The sequence below is a fragment of the Micromonospora sp. CA-259024 genome, assembly GCF_050936255.1.
Lineage (GTDB): Bacteria > Actinomycetota > Actinomycetes > Mycobacteriales > Micromonosporaceae > Micromonospora.
Genome location: NZ_JBNJND010000002.1, coordinates 2,261,258 through 2,278,138 on the forward strand (window position 1 = coordinate 2,261,258; position 16,881 = coordinate 2,278,138).

18 protein-coding genes are annotated in these 16,881 nt (G+C 71.4%); 13 read left to right on the forward strand and 5 right to left on the reverse strand.

Features of this window, described 5'->3' with window-relative positions; all coding sequences use genetic code 11:
* Nucleotides 1-66 precede the first annotated feature (66 nt).
* Together ACQEUX_RS30035 and thpR are read left to right on the forward strand one after the other, a co-directional pair.
* Nucleotides 67-576, forward strand: a complete 510-nt coding sequence (locus ACQEUX_RS30035) for a hypothetical protein (RefSeq protein WP_433055509.1) — start codon at nt 67-69, stop codon at nt 574-576.
* A 12-nt stretch (nt 577-588) separates the two neighbouring features.
* Nucleotides 589-1,170 carry an RNA 2',3'-cyclic phosphodiesterase gene (gene thpR / locus ACQEUX_RS30040; protein ID WP_433055512.1) on the forward strand — a complete coding sequence of 194 codons (582 nt, stop codon included), beginning with the start codon at nt 589-591 and terminating at the stop codon, nt 1,168-1,170.
* Nucleotides 1,171-1,205: 35 nt separating this feature from the next.
* On the opposite strand, the gene ACQEUX_RS30045 is transcribed toward thpR, so the two are convergent.
* Nucleotides 1,206-1,958 carry a helix-turn-helix domain-containing protein gene (locus tag ACQEUX_RS30045; RefSeq protein ID WP_433055515.1) on the reverse strand — a complete coding sequence of 251 codons (753 nt, stop codon included), beginning with the start codon at nt 1,956-1,958 and terminating at the stop codon, nt 1,206-1,208.
* Nucleotides 1,959-2,195: 237 nt separating this feature from the next.
* On the opposite strand from ACQEUX_RS30045, the gene ACQEUX_RS30050 reads away from it, so the two are divergent.
* Complete coding sequence (locus ACQEUX_RS30050) at nt 2,196-2,861, forward strand: DUF4097 family beta strand repeat-containing protein (protein ID WP_433055518.1); 666 nt, start codon at nt 2,196-2,198, stop codon at nt 2,859-2,861.
* Between the two features lie 15 nt (nt 2,862-2,876).
* Nucleotides 2,877-3,716 (forward strand): alpha/beta fold hydrolase, encoded by an 840-nt coding sequence (locus ACQEUX_RS30055; RefSeq protein WP_433055521.1) that lies wholly within the window; start codon nt 2,877-2,879, stop codon nt 3,714-3,716.
* A gap of 56 nt (nt 3,717-3,772) precedes the next feature.
* Here ACQEUX_RS30055 and sepH read toward each other — a convergent pair whose 3' ends face one another.
* From sepH to ACQEUX_RS30070, 3 genes are all read right to left on the reverse strand, one after another.
* Entirely contained in the window at nt 3,773-4,849 is a 1,077-nt protein-coding gene (sepH, locus tag ACQEUX_RS30060; protein ID WP_433055524.1) for a septation protein SepH, read from the reverse strand.
* A gap of 185 nt (nt 4,850-5,034) precedes the next feature.
* Nucleotides 5,035-6,162 carry a phosphoserine transaminase gene (serC, locus tag ACQEUX_RS30065; protein WP_433055527.1) on the reverse strand — a complete coding sequence of 376 codons (1,128 nt, stop codon included), beginning with the start codon at nt 6,160-6,162 and terminating at the stop codon, nt 5,035-5,037.
* Between the two features lie 196 nt (nt 6,163-6,358).
* Nucleotides 6,359-7,465, reverse strand: a complete 1,107-nt coding sequence (locus ACQEUX_RS30070; protein ID WP_354816413.1) for a citrate synthase 2 — start codon at nt 7,463-7,465, stop codon at nt 6,359-6,361.
* Nucleotides 7,466-7,744: 279 nt separating this feature from the next.
* Here ACQEUX_RS30070 and pdxH point away from each other — a divergent pair, with 279 nt between their 5' ends.
* From pdxH to ACQEUX_RS30105, 7 genes are all read left to right on the forward strand, one after another.
* Nucleotides 7,745-8,374, forward strand: coding sequence for a pyridoxamine 5'-phosphate oxidase (gene pdxH, locus ACQEUX_RS30075; protein WP_433057247.1), 630 nt, complete (start codon nt 7,745-7,747; stop codon nt 8,372-8,374).
* Complete coding sequence (locus tag ACQEUX_RS30080; protein ID WP_433055531.1) at nt 8,371-9,669, forward strand: MFS transporter; 1,299 nt, start codon at nt 8,371-8,373, stop codon at nt 9,667-9,669. The genes pdxH and ACQEUX_RS30080 overlap by 4 nt, the downstream gene beginning before the upstream one ends.
* An 18-nt stretch (nt 9,670-9,687) precedes the next feature.
* Nucleotides 9,688-10,617: an aldose 1-epimerase family protein gene (locus ACQEUX_RS30085; protein ID WP_433055534.1), complete on the forward strand. Its 930-nt coding sequence runs from the start codon at nt 9,688-9,690 to the stop codon at nt 10,615-10,617.
* The gene (locus ACQEUX_RS30090; protein WP_433055537.1) at nt 10,617-11,219 is read left to right on the forward strand and encodes a nitroreductase family protein; all 603 of its coding nucleotides are present in this window, start codon (nt 10,617-10,619) and stop codon (nt 11,217-11,219) included. The genes ACQEUX_RS30085 and ACQEUX_RS30090 overlap by 1 nt, the downstream gene beginning before the upstream one ends.
* Nucleotides 11,220-11,406: 187 nt before the next feature.
* A complete protein-coding gene (locus ACQEUX_RS30095) occupies nt 11,407-11,712 on the forward strand; it encodes a type II toxin-antitoxin system VapB family antitoxin (protein WP_433055540.1) in 306 nt (101 codons plus the stop codon).
* A 44-nt stretch (nt 11,713-11,756) separates the two neighbouring features.
* Nucleotides 11,757-12,920 carry an acyl-CoA dehydrogenase family protein gene (locus tag ACQEUX_RS30100; protein WP_433055542.1) on the forward strand — a complete coding sequence of 388 codons (1,164 nt, stop codon included), beginning with the start codon at nt 11,757-11,759 and terminating at the stop codon, nt 12,918-12,920.
* Between the two features lie 99 nt (nt 12,921-13,019).
* Complete coding sequence (locus ACQEUX_RS30105) at nt 13,020-13,808, forward strand: DUF4230 domain-containing protein (RefSeq protein WP_433055545.1); 789 nt, start codon at nt 13,020-13,022, stop codon at nt 13,806-13,808.
* Between the two features lie 246 nt (nt 13,809-14,054).
* Here the strand turns inward: ACQEUX_RS30105 and ACQEUX_RS30110 are convergent, their stop codons facing one another.
* Complete coding sequence (locus ACQEUX_RS30110; protein WP_433055548.1) at nt 14,055-14,264, reverse strand: PspC domain-containing protein; 210 nt, start codon at nt 14,262-14,264, stop codon at nt 14,055-14,057.
* A gap of 346 nt (nt 14,265-14,610) precedes the next feature.
* On the opposite strand from ACQEUX_RS30110, the gene ACQEUX_RS30115 reads away from it, so the two are divergent.
* Together ACQEUX_RS30115 and ACQEUX_RS30120 are read left to right on the forward strand one after the other, a co-directional pair.
* Nucleotides 14,611-15,981 carry an L-serine ammonia-lyase gene (locus ACQEUX_RS30115; RefSeq protein WP_433055551.1) on the forward strand — a complete coding sequence of 457 codons (1,371 nt, stop codon included), beginning with the start codon at nt 14,611-14,613 and terminating at the stop codon, nt 15,979-15,981.
* Between the two features lie 71 nt (nt 15,982-16,052).
* The gene (locus ACQEUX_RS30120; protein WP_433055554.1) at nt 16,053-16,880 is read left to right on the forward strand and encodes an ABC transporter permease; all 828 of its coding nucleotides are present in this window, start codon (nt 16,053-16,055) and stop codon (nt 16,878-16,880) included.
* Nucleotide 16,881: the final 1 nt, after the last annotated feature.

The window sequence follows — 16,881 nt, forward strand, 5'->3', positions numbered from 1 at the left end:
TGAGCGGATCGCGCGGATGCGGCCAAATCGCTGGCGGGGTGGCACGGCAGGGCTTAGCGTCGATACGTGGGAGTCGGACGCGCGCTGATGCTGGCCCTGGCGTTCCTCGCCGTGGCCAGTCTTCCGGCGGCATTCGCCCTGCTCTTCTGCTACGACGAGGTCCTCGACCGGGTGGTCTGCGGCTGGTCGGAGTGGCGTGAGCGCCGGCGGGAGAAACGCACGATCGCCCGTCTCGACCGGGCCATCGAGGCCGACGCGCTGACCCGGGACATCGACCTCAGTGATTTCGACCGCCCCGATCGTCGGTCGCTGGAGCAACTCGCCGCCGATCTGCGCCGCCTCGGCGGTCAGCGGCTCGGCGGCACCGGCCGGTCGATGGTCTGGCACGGCGCGCTGCTCCAGGCGTACGACGAGAGGCTCCGACTGGCCTGCCGTGCCCTGGGCATCATCGAACACCTCGCCGAACTGGAGGGTGTCGACCAGGAGATCGAGCGGGTGCGGGTGGAGGGTGTGCTGCACGCCGCCGGGCTGGCCCTGCCGGCGGCCCGGGCCGGGCACCGGCAACGGCACCGCTGAGAGGCGCGACGGTTGCGGCTCTTCGTCGCGGTCTACCCGTGTTCCGAGTCGGTCAGTCACCTCGCCGCGCAGGTCGCGCGGTTGCGGGTCGGCGCGGCGGCCGCCACCGGCAGCGACGTCCGGCTCGCCGACCTGGCCCATCTGCACGTCACCCTGGCCTTCCTCGGCGACGTCGAGGCGGCCCGGCTGGTCGACGTGGAGAGCGCGCTCGGGTTGGCCGCCGACGGGTTCCGCGAGGGCCGGTACGCCTCGCCCCGGCTGAGCCTCGGCGGCGGTGGCCGGTTCGGCCAGGGCCGGCTCACGGTGCTCTGGGTGGACCTTCGGGGCGATGTCGAGGCACTGCACGAGCTGGCCCGGCTCATCCGGGACCGGCTGCGCCAGGCCCGACTGCCGTACGACGAGAAGCCCTTCCGCCCGCACCTGACCGTAGCCCGGCCCGGCGACCGGATGGACCTGGCTGACATCGAGGCCGACCGGGCGGTCCTGGACGACTACCAGGGCCCGGAGTGGCCGGCGACCGAGCTGCTGCTGATGGGTAGCCACCTCGGCTCCGGACGACCGCGCCACGACCGGCTCGCCGCCTGGCCGCTCTGACTCGGCGGCGTCGGCCTGACGATCGAGACGGCTGGCTATCCGTGGTCGGGACCTGGCTGGGTCGGGCCGCTCGGAGGCGTCGCGCGTTGGGTGTGAAGGACTTCGCGGGCCTGCTCGGCGGCGCGGACGATGCACTCGCTGATGAAGTCGAGGAAGCGGGCGATGCTCTCCAGTCGGGCGGCGGCAGGGGTGTGGGCACCGAGGATGGCGACGCCTTGGCGTGCGGTCTCGACGAGCTGATCGTTGGCTCGGGCGGTCGCGATCGTCGCCTGGTAGAAGAGTTCGTCGTCGACGACGTAGCGGTCGCGGCGGCGATCGTCGCGTTCCCGGCGGACGAGGCTCTGGCTCTCCAGGAAGGCGATCGCCTTGGAGATGGAAGCCGGGCTGACCTGGAGGCGCTGGGCGAGTTGGGACGCGGTGAGGCTGCCCGCGTCGGTGGTGAACAGGCAGGTCAGCACCCGGGAAGCCATCTTGTTCAGGCCCGAGGCCATGAGGACGGTGGTGAACGTCTCCTCGTACTCGGCCACGGCCTCGGCATCGCGTCCGTGCTCTTGGGGGACGGCTGCCCCGCGGGTTGGGGTGGGCCTGCGCCGGTGGGCGCGGCGTTCGGTGGCGCGGTGGGCCAGGTCGGCGCGGTAGGCGGTGGGGCCGCCGTTGCGCATCACCTCGCGCGTGATGGTCGAGGTAGGACGATCGAGGCGTCGGGCGATCTCGGCGTAGGGGAGGTCGTCGGCCAGCCCCAGCCCGATCTGTTGACGTTCCTGCTGGCTGAGTCTGCCACCCGGCATCGCGATCTCCCTGGTGATCCTGCGCGGCTTCGCTGACCCCCGCACTATAGCGTTCACTTCTCGCCCATTGCAATGAACGGAACCGGATCCGTTGCATTGCCTGGCAGGTCATTGCAACAAACTATAGCGGACCACCTGGGAAAACTCCTGTGCATAGCAACAAGGACGTTGCCTGAATTTGGAAAGCAACGTAGCGTTTCCGTTGTCAGAAACACTGAACGAACACGGGAGAGCATGATGCAGACGTTCGACACCCCCGCCCCGATCTCCGCCGTCCTGGACATCCCCGCCGGCCGCATCCAGTTCATCGCCGCGGACCGCGCCGACACCACCGTCGAGGTCCGGCCCACCGACCCGTCCAAGAGCCGCGACGCCAAGGCCGCCGAGCAGACCACCGTCGCCTACGCCGACGGCATCCTGCGGATCACGGCCGCGACCCCCGGCAACCCGCTCTTCGGCCCGTCCGGGTCCCTGGAGATCACCGTCCAACTGCCCGCCGACTCCCGTATCGACGCCAAGACCGCCAGCGCCGAACTCCGTGGCGTCGGGCGTCTCGGCGATGTCGCCTTCGAGGGCGCGTACCGCCAGATCAAGATCGACGAGGCCGCGAGCGTCCGTCTCACCGCGATCGACGGCGACGTCGAGGTCGGCCGACTCAACGGCCCTGCGGAGATCAGCACCGCGCGGGGCGACATCCGGATCGCGGAGGCCGTGCACGGCACGGTCGTGCTCCGTACCCAGTCCGGCAACATCTCGGTCGCCGCTGCCGCCGGCGTATCGGCCGCCCTGGATGCCGGCACCGGCCACGGCCGGGTCAGCAACGCCCTCAAGAACGATGGCACCACCGCACTCGACATCCGCGCCACCACCCTCCAGGGCGACATCAGCGCCTGCAGCCTCTGAACAGGACGGATCGAGATGACGAAGAACAGCATGTCCCCGACCAGTTCGACGTGGAACGGCCTGGTGCCGGTCGACGACACCGCCCTGGCCGTCACCGACACCGGTGGTCCCGGCATCCCCGTCGTCTACCTCAACGGCCAGTTCGCCACCCAGGGGTACTGGCGTCGGGTCATCGCCGAACTGGGACCGGAGTGGCGGCACATCACGTACGACGAGCGGGCTCGCGGCAGGCAGTCACAGCGCTCGGCGGACTACTCCTTCCAGGCCGCTGTCCGGGATGTCGATGCCGTCCTCGCGGCCCGGGCTGTGGACCGGGCGGTGCTGGTGGGCTGGTCCTACGGTGCGGTCGTCGGGGCGCACTGGGCCAGCCGGAACCCGGAGCGTGCGTTGGGCGCGGTCCTGGTCGACGGCGCGTTCCCGCACGACTGGCTCGACGAGGCCATGGAGCAGCGGATCCGCAAGCTGTTCCGACGGATGAACCTGTTCATGCCGCTGCTGCGTCCGACGGGCCTGACCCCCCGGATGAATGCCGAACAGATGGCGGACAGCAACATCGAGCTGGGCAAACTCTCCCGTGAGCGCGAGTTGGGCCCGGTGCTGGACAGCATCACCGTGCCGGTGCGGTACGTGGTCGCCTCCGGGACGTCACTGGGGAGTCGCGGTGACGAGCAGGAGCGGATTCGTACCAGCCTCGACGCGGTGACCGCCCGCAACCCGCACATCCAGATCGCCGCGAAGGTCGCGAGCAACCACGGTGCGATCCTCAAGAAGGATTTCCCCGCGATCGCCGAGGCCGTACGCGAGGTCGCCGTCCTTGACCGCGAGGGCGCCGACGACACGACCAGCCGTCGGTGAAGTCCCGAATGCCTCGCGCCGACGGGTGGCGAACCGCCACCCGTCAACGCGAAGCGTCAGGAGGACTCACGCGCGGCGGGGCCACTGCCGAAGAGCACGTCGTCCCAGCTCGGCAACCGCTTGCGCGGCTTGCCGTTGGCATCGGTGGACTCGCCGGCGGCCGCTGCGGCGCCCGTCCGGCGGGGCCGCAGCACCGCCAGCGACGGCACGGCCGGCACCTCCTTGGGCGCGTCCGAGTCGTCGTCGAAGGCCGACCCCTGGCCGCCACCGAGCAGCGCGGCGGCACCCCCGCCGACCGGCCGCTGGCGGGGCGCGTCCGACCCGGCAAGAGCAGCCGGGGTACGCGGCTCGAGGCCACGACCCGACGAGGCGCCGAGCGGGCGGTCCAGTGAGGCGAGCAGCGCGTCCCGGCCGGCCCGGATCGGATCCCGGCCGGGGCGTGGGTGCTCGGACGCCGCCGGCAACCCGTGCCCACCACGGCTCGGCTCGCCGCGCGACGGACCGGGCAGGGCGTGCCCGCCCCGCTCCGGTGCCGGCTCCTGACCGAGGATCGGCGTGGGACGCTCGGCGCACAGGTACTGCGCCATGTCGTCGTGCGGGGTGACCGCCTGCCGGGTCTTGTCGAGATCCCAGATGGCCTGCGCGGTGGCCTTGCCCGACGGCCAGGTGGCGACGATCCGCCAGGTGCCGTCGTCCCGCCGGTACGCGTCCCAGGAGATCTTCTCGGTGTCGATGCCGTGCTGGCTCAGCCGACCGTTGACCACCTCGGCGAGCGGTGTGGGCTTCTCTGCCCCCTTGAGGCGGGTGCGGCGGGCGTGCTGGGCGAGCATCGCCCGCTCCTGCAGCACCGGGCCCGCATAGCGCAGCACCCGGTCGACCGGCACCCCGGCGATCCGGGCGACATCCTCGGCGGACTCACCGGAGCGGATGCGGGCTTGGATGTCCCGAGGGGACAGTGAGGGAACCGGGTCGGCTGCGGTCGGCGCCGCCGCGAGCGGCGGTGCACCGGGCTCGGCGTGCAGCGCACCAGAGATCCGGTCGTCGATCGGCAGGGCGAGCAGCCGCCCCACCTCGTCGGCGAGAACCAGGGCATGGCCGTCCTCGGAGAGGGCGACGAAGCGTACTGGGCGCATAGCGTTGCCTCCGTCCCGCTTCGCTGGCCGCACGCCACGAGTCGGCCACCCAGGCGTCTCGGTCCACCGTACGCGCATCTGCCTCGGGGTGGGGGAAGCGACACCCCGCATGTCGTGACTGAGCTGCGGCAATGATCACGGTCGGTGTCCACCGGGGCCCCGACGAACACCGACCGTGACGAACCTCAGAGTCGCTCGACCACGTAGTCGATGGACGCGGTCAGCGCCTCGACATCGGCCGGCTCGACGGCCGGGAACAGCGCCACCCGCAGCTGGTTGCGACCGAGCTTGCGGTACGGCTCCGTGTCCACGATGCCGTTGGCGCGCAGCGCCTTGGCGATCGCCGTGGCGTCCACCCCGTCGGCGAAGTCGATGGTGGCGACCACGTTGGAGCGCAGCGTCGGGTCGCTGACGAACGGGGTGGCCACCGTGGACCGCTCCGCCCAGCCGTACACCGTCGCGGCGCTCTCGGCGGTGCGCTTGGCCGCCCAGGCCAGGCCACCCTGCGCGTTCATCCAGTCGGTCTGCTCCGCCGCCAGGAAGATGGTGGCCAGCGCCGGGGTGTTGTAGGTCTGCTCCAGCCGCGAGTTGTCGATCGCGGTGACCAGGTCGAGGAAGGCGGGGATGTAGCGCCCGGACGCCTTGATCTCGGCGGCGCGGTCCAGCGCGGCCGGCGACATCAGGGCCAGCCAGAGACCGCCGTCGGAGCCGAAGCACTTCTGCGGGGCGAAGTAGTAGACGTCGGTCTCGCCGACGTTGACCTCCAGGCCACCCGCGCCGGAGGTCGCGTCGACCAGCAGCAGCGCGCCCTCGTCCGCCCCGGCCACCCGGCTGATCGGGACGGCGACACCGGTCGAGGTCTCGTTCTGCGGCGTCGCGTACGCGTCCACGCCGGACTCGGCGACCAGGCTGGGCGCGCTGCCCGCGTCGGCCTTGCGGACGGTCGGCTCACCCAGGAACGGGGCGTCCTTGACCGACTTGGCGAACTTGGCGCCGAACTCGCCGAAGCTGGCGAACTGGGCCCGATCGCGAATCAGGCCGAAGGTGGCGACCTCCCAGAACGCGGTGGTGCCGCCGTTGCCGATCACGACCTCGTAGCCCTCGGGCAGCGAGAAGAACTCGGCGATGCCGGAGCGCAGCCGCGCCACCTGGTCGCGGACCGTCTTCTGCCGGTGCGAGGTGCCCAGGTAGCTCGTGGCGACCTCGGCAAGTGCGGACACCGCCGCCGGGCGGACCTTGGACGGGCCGCAGCCGAAGCGTCCGTCGGCGGGCTTGATGTCATCGGGAATCCGGATGGTCGGTGCGTCAGCCACGGTCTTCAAGATCCTTCCGCAAGGGCGAGGGCGGGCCCGGCGACACTGCCGACCCTCATCCTCGCACCCGGACCGATCGGCGGAAGCCGAGCCCCCGAGGGCAGCTCTGAGGCCTTCGCCACACCCGACCCGACCGTGGTCGAGGAAGGGCCCCTCCGCTACGCCAGGCGTCGAGAAGGGGCCCGTTCCTCACAGCTCAGACGCCGTGGGGGATGGCGGCCCAGCCCTCGACGTCGGACGGCTTGCGGGTCTCCGGACCGACGTAGCGGGCGGACGGGCGCACCAGCCGCTGCAGTCGCTTCTGCTCCAGGATGTGCGCGCTCCAGCCGCCCATCCGGGCGCAGGTGAACATCGAGGTGAACATGTGCGCCGGCACCTCGGCGAAGTCCAGCACCACGGCCGACCAGAACTCGACGTTGGTGGCCAGCACCCGGTCCGGGCGGCGGGCCTGCAACTCGGCGAGGGCGGCCTTCTCCAGCGCCTCGGCGATCTCGAAGCGCGGCGCGCCCAGCTCCTTGGCCGTACGCCGGAGCACTCGGGCGCGCGGGTCCTCGGCCCGGTAGACGCGGTGGCCGAAGCCCATCAGCCGCTCGCCGCGATCGAGCACGCCCTTGACGTAGCCCTCCGCGTCGCCGCTGCGCTCGACCGCCTCCAGCATGCTGAGCACCCGGGACGGGGCGCCGCCGTGCAGCGGGCCGGAGAGGGCGCCGATGCCGGAGGAGATGCAGGCGGCCGCGTCCGCCCCGGTGGAGGCGACGATGCGAGCGGTGAAGGTGGAGGCGTTCAGGCCGTGCTCGGCGGCCGAGATGAAGTACGCGTCGACGGCCTTGACGTGCCGCGGGTCAGGCTCGCCGCGCCAGCGCTTCATGAACCGCTCGACGATGGTCTGCGCCTTGTCGATCTCCTTCTGCGGCACCGCCGGCAGGCCGAGGCCCCGGGCGGACTGGGCGACGAAGGAGAGCGCGGTCACCGAGACCCGGGCAAGATCCTCGCGGGCCTGCTCGTCGGAGATGTCCAGCAGTTGGCTGAGCCCCCAGTACGGGGCCAGCATGGCGACCGCGGACTGCACGTCGACGCGGATGTCACCGGAGTGCACCGGCACCGGGAACGGCTCCGCCGGCGGCAGGCCCGGCCCGAACCGGCCGTCGACCAGCAGGGCCCACACGTTGCCGAACGACACCTGGCCGATCAGATCCTCGATGTCGACGCCGCGATAGCGCAGCGCGCCGCCCTCACGGTCAGGTTCGGCGATCTCGGTCTCGAAGGCGACGACGCCCTCCAGCCCGGGTTTGAAATCGGCCATGTCGCTCTCCTGGATCTGGTCGGTGCGCCCGGTCGGCTCATCCGGCCCGGTCGGCCGAGCGCCTTAGGCGACCCTCAGGGATGTGTTCGGAACATCTTGCCTGCTGAGTAGGGGATACGCGACCCGCTGCGACTGTGCTGCACGCGACATCCCCGGACGCGCATTCTCCGCCCGGCTCGGTGAGACTGGGCGGTGCGGGCTGGCCAGCGCGGGAGGGCGTTGGCGAGGTCGCCGAGAAGGAGTGGGGACGTGACGGGTGACACACCCGCCCCGGCTGCGATGCGTAACGAGTACGCCGCGGACCGGGGCCTGACCGAGGCTGACCTGGCCGGCGACTGGCACACCCAGTTCGACCGCTGGTTCGCCGACGCGGTGGCCTTCGGGCTACCCGAACCGAACGCGATGGTGGTGGGCACCGCCGACTCCGCCGGGCGGCCGAGCGGCCGGACGGTGCTTCTGAAGGGGTACGACCCGGACGGCTTCGTCTTCTTCACCAACCACCTGTCGCGCAAGGGCGTCGAGACGTCCGCCAACCCGTACGCGAGCCTGGTCTTCCCGTGGTTTCCCATGCAGCGTCAGGTGGTGGTCGCCGGACGGGTCGCGCACGTCGACCGCGCGACGAGCGAGGCGTACTTCGCCAGCCGGCCGCGCGGCTCCCAACTGGGCGCGTGGGCCAGCCCGCAGTCGCAGGTGGTGCCCGGCCGAGCGGAGCTGGAGGAGCGCTACCAGGCCGCAGCCGAGCGGTTCGCCGATGAGACCGTGATCCCGACCCCGCCGCACTGGGGCGGGTTGCGGGTGCAGCCCGAGTCGGTGGAGTTCTGGCAGGGCCGGGCCGGCCGGTTGCACGACCGGCTCCGCTTCCGCCAGCTCGACGAGGGTGGCTGGACCGTCGAGCGGTTGGCGCCGTGACGGGTGTGCAGGAGGCTCGGCCGCGCGGAGCGCGCCGCTGGGCGATCGACGTACGTCCGCTGCGGGTGCCGGCCTACCGACGGCTCTGGCTCGGCAACACCGTGGCGATGTTCGGCTTCCAGTTCACCGCCGTCGCGGTACCGGTGGAGATGTACGCCCTGACCCGGGACTCGTTCTGGGTCGGCCTGTTGGGCGTGGCTGCCTTCGTACCGTTGCTGATCTTCGGGCTCTGGGGCGGCGCGGTGGCCGACGCCCGCGACCGCCGTGTGGTGCTGCTCGGCGGGTCGGTGCTGCTCTGGGCGTCCACCCTCGGGCTGCTGGTCCAGGCTCTGCTGGACGTGGGAAGCCCGGTGCTGCTGTTGGCGCTGATGGCGTTGCAGTCGGTGGCGTTCGCGATCAGCTCGCCGGCTCGCAGTGCCATGTTGCCCCGGCTGGTTCCGGAGGACCTGGTGCCGGCCGCCAGCACCCTGAACTACACGACATTCACCGCCGCCTCGGTGGCCGGGCCGCTCGCCGCCGGCCTGATCCTCGCCGCCTCGCCGGACACCGCGGTGGTGCTGCCGATCGCGTACGGGGTGGACGCGGTGCTGTTCACCGCGATGCTCTGGGCCGCGCTGCGCCTACCCGCGCTGCCCCCCGAGCCGACCGCCGACGGTGAGCCCCGCCGTGCCGGCCTGGCCAGCGTGATCGACGGGTTCCGCTACCTGGCCACCACGCCGGTGCTGCTGCTGTCCTTCGGGGTGGACCTGATCGCGATGATCCTGGCCATGCCGCGGGCGCTCTTCCCGGAGATCGCCCATGAGCGGTTCGGCGGCGGTGGCGCGGTCGGCCTGCTCTACGCCGCGATCGCGATCGGCTCGATGATCGGCGGGCTCACCTCCGGCTGGATCGGTCGACTCCGCCGGCAGGGCCTCGGCCTGGTGGTCGCGGTGGTCGGCTGGGGCCTCGCCATCGCCGCGGCCGGACTGGCCCACCAGCTCTGGCTGATGGTCCTGCTGCTTGCCGTGGCCGGTGCCGCGGACCTGGTCAGCGCGGTGCTGCGCCAGTCCATGCTGCTGGTGTACGCGCCGGACCGGATGCGGGGCCGGCTCCAGGGCGTCAACACGGTCGTGGTGGCCGGCGGCCCCCGCCTGGGTGACCTGCGGGCCGGCACCATGGCCGCCGGGTTCGGTGGCGGGGTGGCCTGGGTGGCCGGCGGACTGGCCTCGGCGGTGCTCGTGGTGGTGCTCGCGGTCGCGTTCCCGGCGCTGCTGCGCTACCGGGCCGCGACGGCGTCGAGCGGCGACCGGACGTGACCGGTTAGGGTCGCCGGCATGGAAAGCCCCGATCAGCGCCCGTTTTCCGGCGCCCAGTGGACCATCTCCGCCGCCGGCCACGAGGCCGTCATCGTGGAGGTGGGCGGTGGGCTGCGGACGTACCGGCACGATGGCGTCGACCTGGTCGACGGGTACCAGACCGACGAGGTCTGCCCCGGCTGCGCCGGGCAGGTGCTGGCACCGTGGCCGAACCGGATCCGCGATGGCCGCTACCCGTTCGGGGAGCGGACGCACCAGCTCCCGCTGACCGAGCCGGAGCGGCACGTGGCCATCCACGGGCTGGTCAACTGGGTGCCGTGGCGCCTGTTGGAGCAGTCGGAGGACGCGGTGACGGTCGGTTACGACCTGCCGCCGCAGCCCGGCTACCCGTGGCCGCTGCGGCTGCTCAGCCGGTGGAGCGTCGGCGCGGACGGGCTGCGCGCCGAGCACGAGGTGACCAACATCGGCGGCGAGGTGGCGCCGTTCGGCTTCTCCGTGCACCCGTACCTGCAACTGCCGGGCGTCGCGGTCGACGACCTGGTCATGCGCCTGCCGACGCGTACCCGGGTGTTGGTGGACGGTCGCCTGCTGCCGGTGGGAGTGACCCCGGTGGCCGGCACCGAGTACGACTGGACCAGCCCGCGCCGGATCGGCACGGCCCAGTTGGACCTCTGCTTCGGCGACGTGATCCGCGACGCCGACGGCGGCTCCTCGGTGAGCCTGGCCGCGCCGGACGGTTCGGCGGGGGTGAGCATCTGGGCGGACGCGGAGTTCGGTTGGTGGCAGGTGTTCAGCGGCGACGCCCTCACGGGCGTTCGGCACCGCCGCTCGGTGGCGATCGAGCCGATGACCTGCCCGCCGGACGCGTTCCGCTCGGGTAGGGATCTGCTCACGCTCAAGCCCGGCACGACCTGGCGGGGTGCCTGGGGCATCCGCCCCGGAGCCTGATGGAGTTCGTCGAGGTCGTCCGGCGTCGGCGGATGGTGCGCAACTACGACCCGGACCGGCCGGTCCCGCCCGACGTGGTCGACCGGCTGCTCGACCACGCGGTCCGCGCTCCGTCGGCCGGGTTCGCTCAGGGCTGGGGCTTCCTGGTGTTGGAGGAGGAGGCCGACCGGGAGCGGTTCTGGGCCGCCACCACGCCGGATGGCGGTGGGCGGGAGCGTTGGCTCGCGGGGATGCGCCGGGCGCCGCTGATCGTGGTGCCGCACGCCAACGAGTCGGCCTACCTCGAGCGGTACGCGGAGCCGGACAAGGGCTGGACGGACCGGTCCGCCGACCGCTGGCCGGTGCCGTACTGGCACGTGGACGCCGGCTTCGCCGCGCTGCTGATGCTGCTCACCGCCGTGGACGAGGGGTTGGGGGCGTGCTTCTTCGGCATTCCGCCGCAGCGGTTGGCCACCTATCGGGACGCGTTCGGCGTGCCGCTGGAGTACCAACCCATCGGAGCCGTCACAATCGGTTACCGAGCAGCCGACCATAGGTCACCGTCGCTGCGCCGTGGGCGTCGTCCTCTGGACGAGGTCGTGCGGCGCGGCAGGTGGAGCTGAGTGCTGCGTCCCGTTCGTCCGGTTGAGGACCGGACGGACGGTAGCGAAACTGACATCAGGGAGCAGAACGCGACGTGCGCTGGGCGGCTAGGCTGGCACGGTCATCGGTGCCGCGCCGCGCGGTGCCCGCCGCGGCCCGGCTCGGCGCCGTCGGTCGGCCCGGCCACGGGGAGGGGAGCGTGCCGTCGTGATCTTCAGAGCGGTCCGGGACGGGCGTCCCTATCCGGAGCACAATCTGACGCTCAAGCAGTGGGCGGAGATTCCTCCGCGGCCACTGCGCCTGGACCAGTTGATCACCACCAAGCGTGAGCTGGCGCTCGACAAGCTCCTCGCCGAGGATTCCACCTTCTACGGTGATCTCTTCCCGCACGTGGTGCAGTGGAACGGCGGGCTCTACCTGGAGGACGGGCTGCACCGGGCGTTGCGTGCCGCCCTGCAGCAGCGCAACCAGATCCACGCGCGGGTGCTGCTGCTCTCCGAGCCGATCGAGTGACGCGACCGCGCCCACCGGCCTGAGTCTTCGTTAGGGTGGCGTCCATGACCGCTCCGCTCGATCTGCTCGACCTGGACCCGTCGCTCAGCGAGGAGGAGCGGCAGATCCGCGACGTCGTCCGTCAGCTCGTCGACGACCGGGTGCGTCCACACGTCGCCGACTGGTACGAGGACGGCCGGGTGCCCGCCCGGGAGCTGGCCCGCGAGTTCGGGAAGCTCGGCCTGCTCGGTATGCACCTGACCGGCTACGGCTGTGCCGGCGCCTCCGCGGTCGCGTACGGCCTGGCCTGCCAGGAGCTGGAGGCCGGCGACTCCGGCGTCCGCTCGCTGGTCTCGGTGCAGGGCTCGCTCGCCATGTACGCCATCTGGCGCTACGGCAGCGAGGAGCAGAAGCAACGCTGGCTGCCGTCGATGGCCACCGGTGAGGCGATCGGCTGCTTCGGCCTGACCGAACCGGACCACGGCTCCGACCCCGCCTCGATGGCCACCCGAGCCCGCCGCGACGGCGACGACTGGGTGCTCACCGGCGGCAAGATGTGGATCACCAATGCGCCGATCGCGGACGTCGCGGTGGTCTGGGCGCGCACCGACGAGGGCGTACGGGGATTTCTCGTCCCCATGGACACGCCCGGTGCCACAGCCCGGGAGATCCGCCGCAAGATGTCGTTGCGCGCGTCGGTGACCGGCGAGATCGTGCTCGACGACGTCCGGCTTTCGGCCGACGCCCAACTGCCCGAGGCGATCGGGCTCAAGGCGCCGCTGAGCTGCCTCACCGAGGCCAGGTACGGCATCGTCTGGGGCGCGATCGGCGCCGCCCGCGACTGCCTCGAAACCACATTGGCGTACGCCACCACCCGCACCCAGTTCGGCCGCCCGCTGGCCGGCTTCCAGCTCACCCAGGCGAAGTTCGCCGACATGGCCGTCGAGCTGGTGAAGGGCCAACTGCTCGCGCTGCACCTGGGCCGGCTCGCCGACGCCCACCGGCTGCGGCCTGAGCAGGTCAGCGTGGGCAAGCTGAACAACGTGCGGGAGGCCCTGGCCATCGCCCGGCAGTGCCGCACCATCCTCGGTGCCAACGGCGTCTCCGGTGAATACCCGGTGATGCGGCACGCCAACAACCTGGAGAGCGTGCTGACGTACGAGGGCACCTCCGAAATCCACCAGCTCGTCGTCGGGCAGCGGCTCACCGGGCTCTCCGCGTTCGCCTGACCTGCACGTTTACGCTTTCCGGGCGCTCAGCGCGCGGCTGTCGTACCGGGGCCGTACCGTCATTGACAGACGACGTGTCTGACAAGGACGGTGAGCGTGATGGCCCGCGACGCTGGCACCAACGAGCCCACGAGGGAGTTCCCGGGTTACCCGACCGGCGACGCCCTCAAGGAGCGGTCGGCCGCGACACCTGAGCCGACCACGGACACACCGGGCGGCTACGGCGGCTCCGACGGCCCGACGGGCGGTGGGGCCGCCCGAGGTCTGCTCCTGCTGCTCGGCGCCGCCGCGCTGGCCGTGGTCGTGCTGCTCGGCGTGCAGGCGACCGGCATCCTGCCGGAGTTCCGCAACCCGTTCGCCAAGGAACAGACCGACCGCAGCCAGCCGCCGCTGCTGAAGTCGATCCAGGACCTCAGCCGCTACGTGGCCGCGGAGGGCAACTTCCAGGTCGTGGTCGACACCCAGAACGACCGGCGCAACGTTCCGGATTTCCTGCTCAACGAGCGCACCCTGTTCGTCGGGGCCGGCAGTGTCGAGGCGTACGTGGACTTCACCAAGATCGGTGAGGGTGCCGTCGTCCAGTCCGCCGACGGCAAGTCCGTCGAGATCAAGCTGCCCGCGCCGCAGCTCGGCGAGACCAACCTCGACATGGAGAAGAGCTACGTCTTCGCGGAGGAGCGCGGCCTGCTCAACCGGCTCGGTGACCTGGTCGGCAACGACCCCAACCGGCAGCAGCAGGTCTACCAGCTCGCCGAGGACCGGATCACCGCCGCCGCCCGGGACAGCGGGCTCTCCGCCCGCGCCGAGGAGAACACCCGCAAGATGCTGGAGGGGCTGCTGCGCTCCCTCGGCTACCAGCAGATCACGGTCACCTACACGGCTCCCTGACCCACCTCACCCCGTACGCCGAAGCGCCCGCCCCGACTGCCGTCGGAGCGGGCGCTTCCGTCAGTGCCGTCGTCGGCTCGGCGCGGATCCGGCCGGCCTCAGGGAGTGATCAACACGGGTTTGGTGATGTCGGGCTGTCTCAAAAGTCGGATACCACGACTTCCGGGATCTCGTGTTGATCAAGGCATCCCTGGCGCGGCGCGGCCTCGACGCGCGCGGTGTCCAGCGGGGCGGGGGGGCCGAGCGTCAGCGGTGAGTGGAGGCCAGGTAGCTGTCCTCGTTCGGCATGAGGAACCAAAGGATCAGGTAGACGATCACCTGGGTGCCGGGCAGCAGCAGTGACAGCAGGAACAGCAGCCGGACCATTCCGGCGGACATGCCGAACCGCTGACCGAGGCCGGCGCAGACACCGGCGATCATGCGCCCCTGGCGGGGTCGGACCAGTTTGCGACTCATCGTCGTACTCCCACTCTGCGGCGGTGCGCCGCGTCTGCAATCCACGGTAGACAGGGATGACCAGCTCGCCCTCGGTCCCGAGGAGGAGCCGCGACCCGTGGACCCGTAGGTGCTTTACCCGGGCCACCCCGGCTGAAGCCCTCCCCGGCGGGCAGAGGGCCGTCAGATGGCCACGTCCCGGCGACCGGGTGGGCGCTGAGCTGGGCGGGTAGGCTGGCTGATCGGCTACCCACACCCCGGGTGGCCGACACCCACACCCCCGGGCGGTCACGAGCGGGGCCGCCAGACCGGTGGCCACGACCCGGCCGGGTTCCGTACGCCGGGACGACGGCGAGGAAGCGTAGCCATGATCAGTGTTTTCGACCTCTTCAGCGTCGGTATCGGGCCGTCCAGCTCGCACACGGTGGGGCCGATGCGGGCCGCGCGCACGTTCGTCGGCGGGCTCAAGGCCGACGGTCTGCTCACCGACACCGCGCGGGTGCAGGCCGAGCTGTTCGGCTCGCTGGGTGCCACCGGGCACGGCCACGGCAGCGACCGGGCGGTGCTGCTCGGGTTGGCCGGCGAGTCGCCGGAGACGGTCGACACGGACACCGTCGGTCCCCGGGTCGAGCGGATCCGGGCCGAGCGGCGGATCAGCATCCTGGACGCGCACGAGATCGACTTCGACCCGGATCGGGACCTGACGCTGCACCGCCGCCGGTCGCTGCCGTACCACCCGAACGGGATGACCTTCGTGGCGTACGACGGGGCCGGGGTCGAGCTGCGCAGCCGCACCTACTACTCCGTCGGCGGCGGTTTCGTGGTGGACGAGGCCGCGGCTGGCGCGGACCGGATCAAGCCGGACAGCACCGTCGTGCGGTACCCCTTCCTGACCGGCGCGCAGCTGTTGGAGGTGACCACCCGCACCGGCCTGTCGATCAGCGAGGTGATGCTGGCCAACGAACGTTCCTGGCGCAGCGAGGCGGACATCCGGGCCGGCCTGCTGGAGATCTGGCGGGTGATGCGGGAGTGCGTGGAGCGCGGCTGCGAGCGGGACGGCGTACTCCCGGGTGGGTTGAAGGTCCGGCGGCGTGCGGCGGAGCTGCGGCGCAGCCTGGAGGCGGACACCGGGACGACCGATCCGCTGCACGCGATGGACTGGGTGACGCTGTTCGCCCTCGCGGTGAACGAGGAGAACGCCGCCGGCGGCCGCGTCGTGACCGCGCCGACCAACGGCGCGGCGGGGATCATCCCGGCGGTGCTGCACTACTACACCCGGTTCGTGCCGGGTGCCTCCGACGACGGTGTGGTGCGGTTCCTGCTGACGGCCGGCGCGATCGGCGTGCTGTTCAAGGAGAACGCGTCGATCTCCGGCGCGGAGGTCGGCTGCCAGGGTGAGGTCGGCTCGGCCTGCTCGATGGCGGCAGCGGGGCTGGCCGAGGCGCTCGGCGGCACCCCGGAGCAGGTGGAGAACGCGGCCGAGATCGGGATGGAGCACAACCTCGGGCTGACCTGTGACCCGGTGGGTGGCCTGGTGCAGATCCCCTGCATCGAGCGGAACGCGGTGGCTAGCATCAAGGCGATCACGGCCGCCCGGCTGGCGTTGCGCGGCGACGGTGTGCACAAGGTGTCGTTGGACAAGGTCATCAAGACCATGCGGGAGACGGGCGCCGACATGAAGGTCAAGTACAAGGAGACGGCGCGGGGCGGTCTGGCCGTCAACGTGATCGAGTGCTGAGTCCGGCCGATTCGGGGCATTCGTTCACCGACTGCTAACCTGTCGTCCGTTTCAGGAGGCGGGAGGCTGCGGTGACCTCTGGCGTCGCGGCGTTGTGGTCGCACCGCAACTCGCTGCGCATCCTGGTCAGGCGGGACCTGGCGGTCAAGTACCAGCAGTCGGTGCTGGGCTACTTCTGGTCGTTGATCGAGCCGCTCGGCATGGGCGCCATCTACTGGTTCGTGTTCGGGGTGCTCTACTCCCGGGACACTGGTCGGCATCTCGGCGAGGCGGCCGGGTCGTACCCGCTGTTCCTGATCACCGGGATCTTCGCCTGGATGTGGACCAGTTCGGCGCTGAGCGAGGCGACGAACGCGCTGACCGGCCAGTCCCGGTTGATCACCACGATGAACGTGCCGCGTCAGGTCTTCCCGATCGGCCGGGTCACCGGCCGCTTCGCCGAGTACGCGGCCGGCCTGCCGATCCTGATCGCCATCGCGGTGATCTACGCGGTGCACGGCCGGATCCACCCCGGTTGGTCGCTGCTCTCGCTGCCGCTCGCGGTGGCTGTCCAGGCCGTCCTGTTGACCGGGCTCGCCCTGCTGCTGTCCGCGTGGAACGTGCTGATGCGCGACGTGGAGCGGTTCATGCGGCTGATCATCCGGGTGCTCTTCTACGCCACGCCGATCATCTATCCGCTCAGTCTGGTCCGGGAGTCCGGCCTGCCCGGGTGGCTGAAGGTGGTCTACGAGCTGAATCCGCTGGTCGGGATCTTCCAGCTGCATCACGCGATCTGGTACCCGGACGAGTTCCCGGACGCCCGGCTGCTCGCCACGACGGTCGTGGGCAGCCTGCTGGTGCTGGCCGCCGGCTGGTGGTCGTTCCGCCGGTTGGAACCCGCCGTGCTCAAGGAGCTCTGAC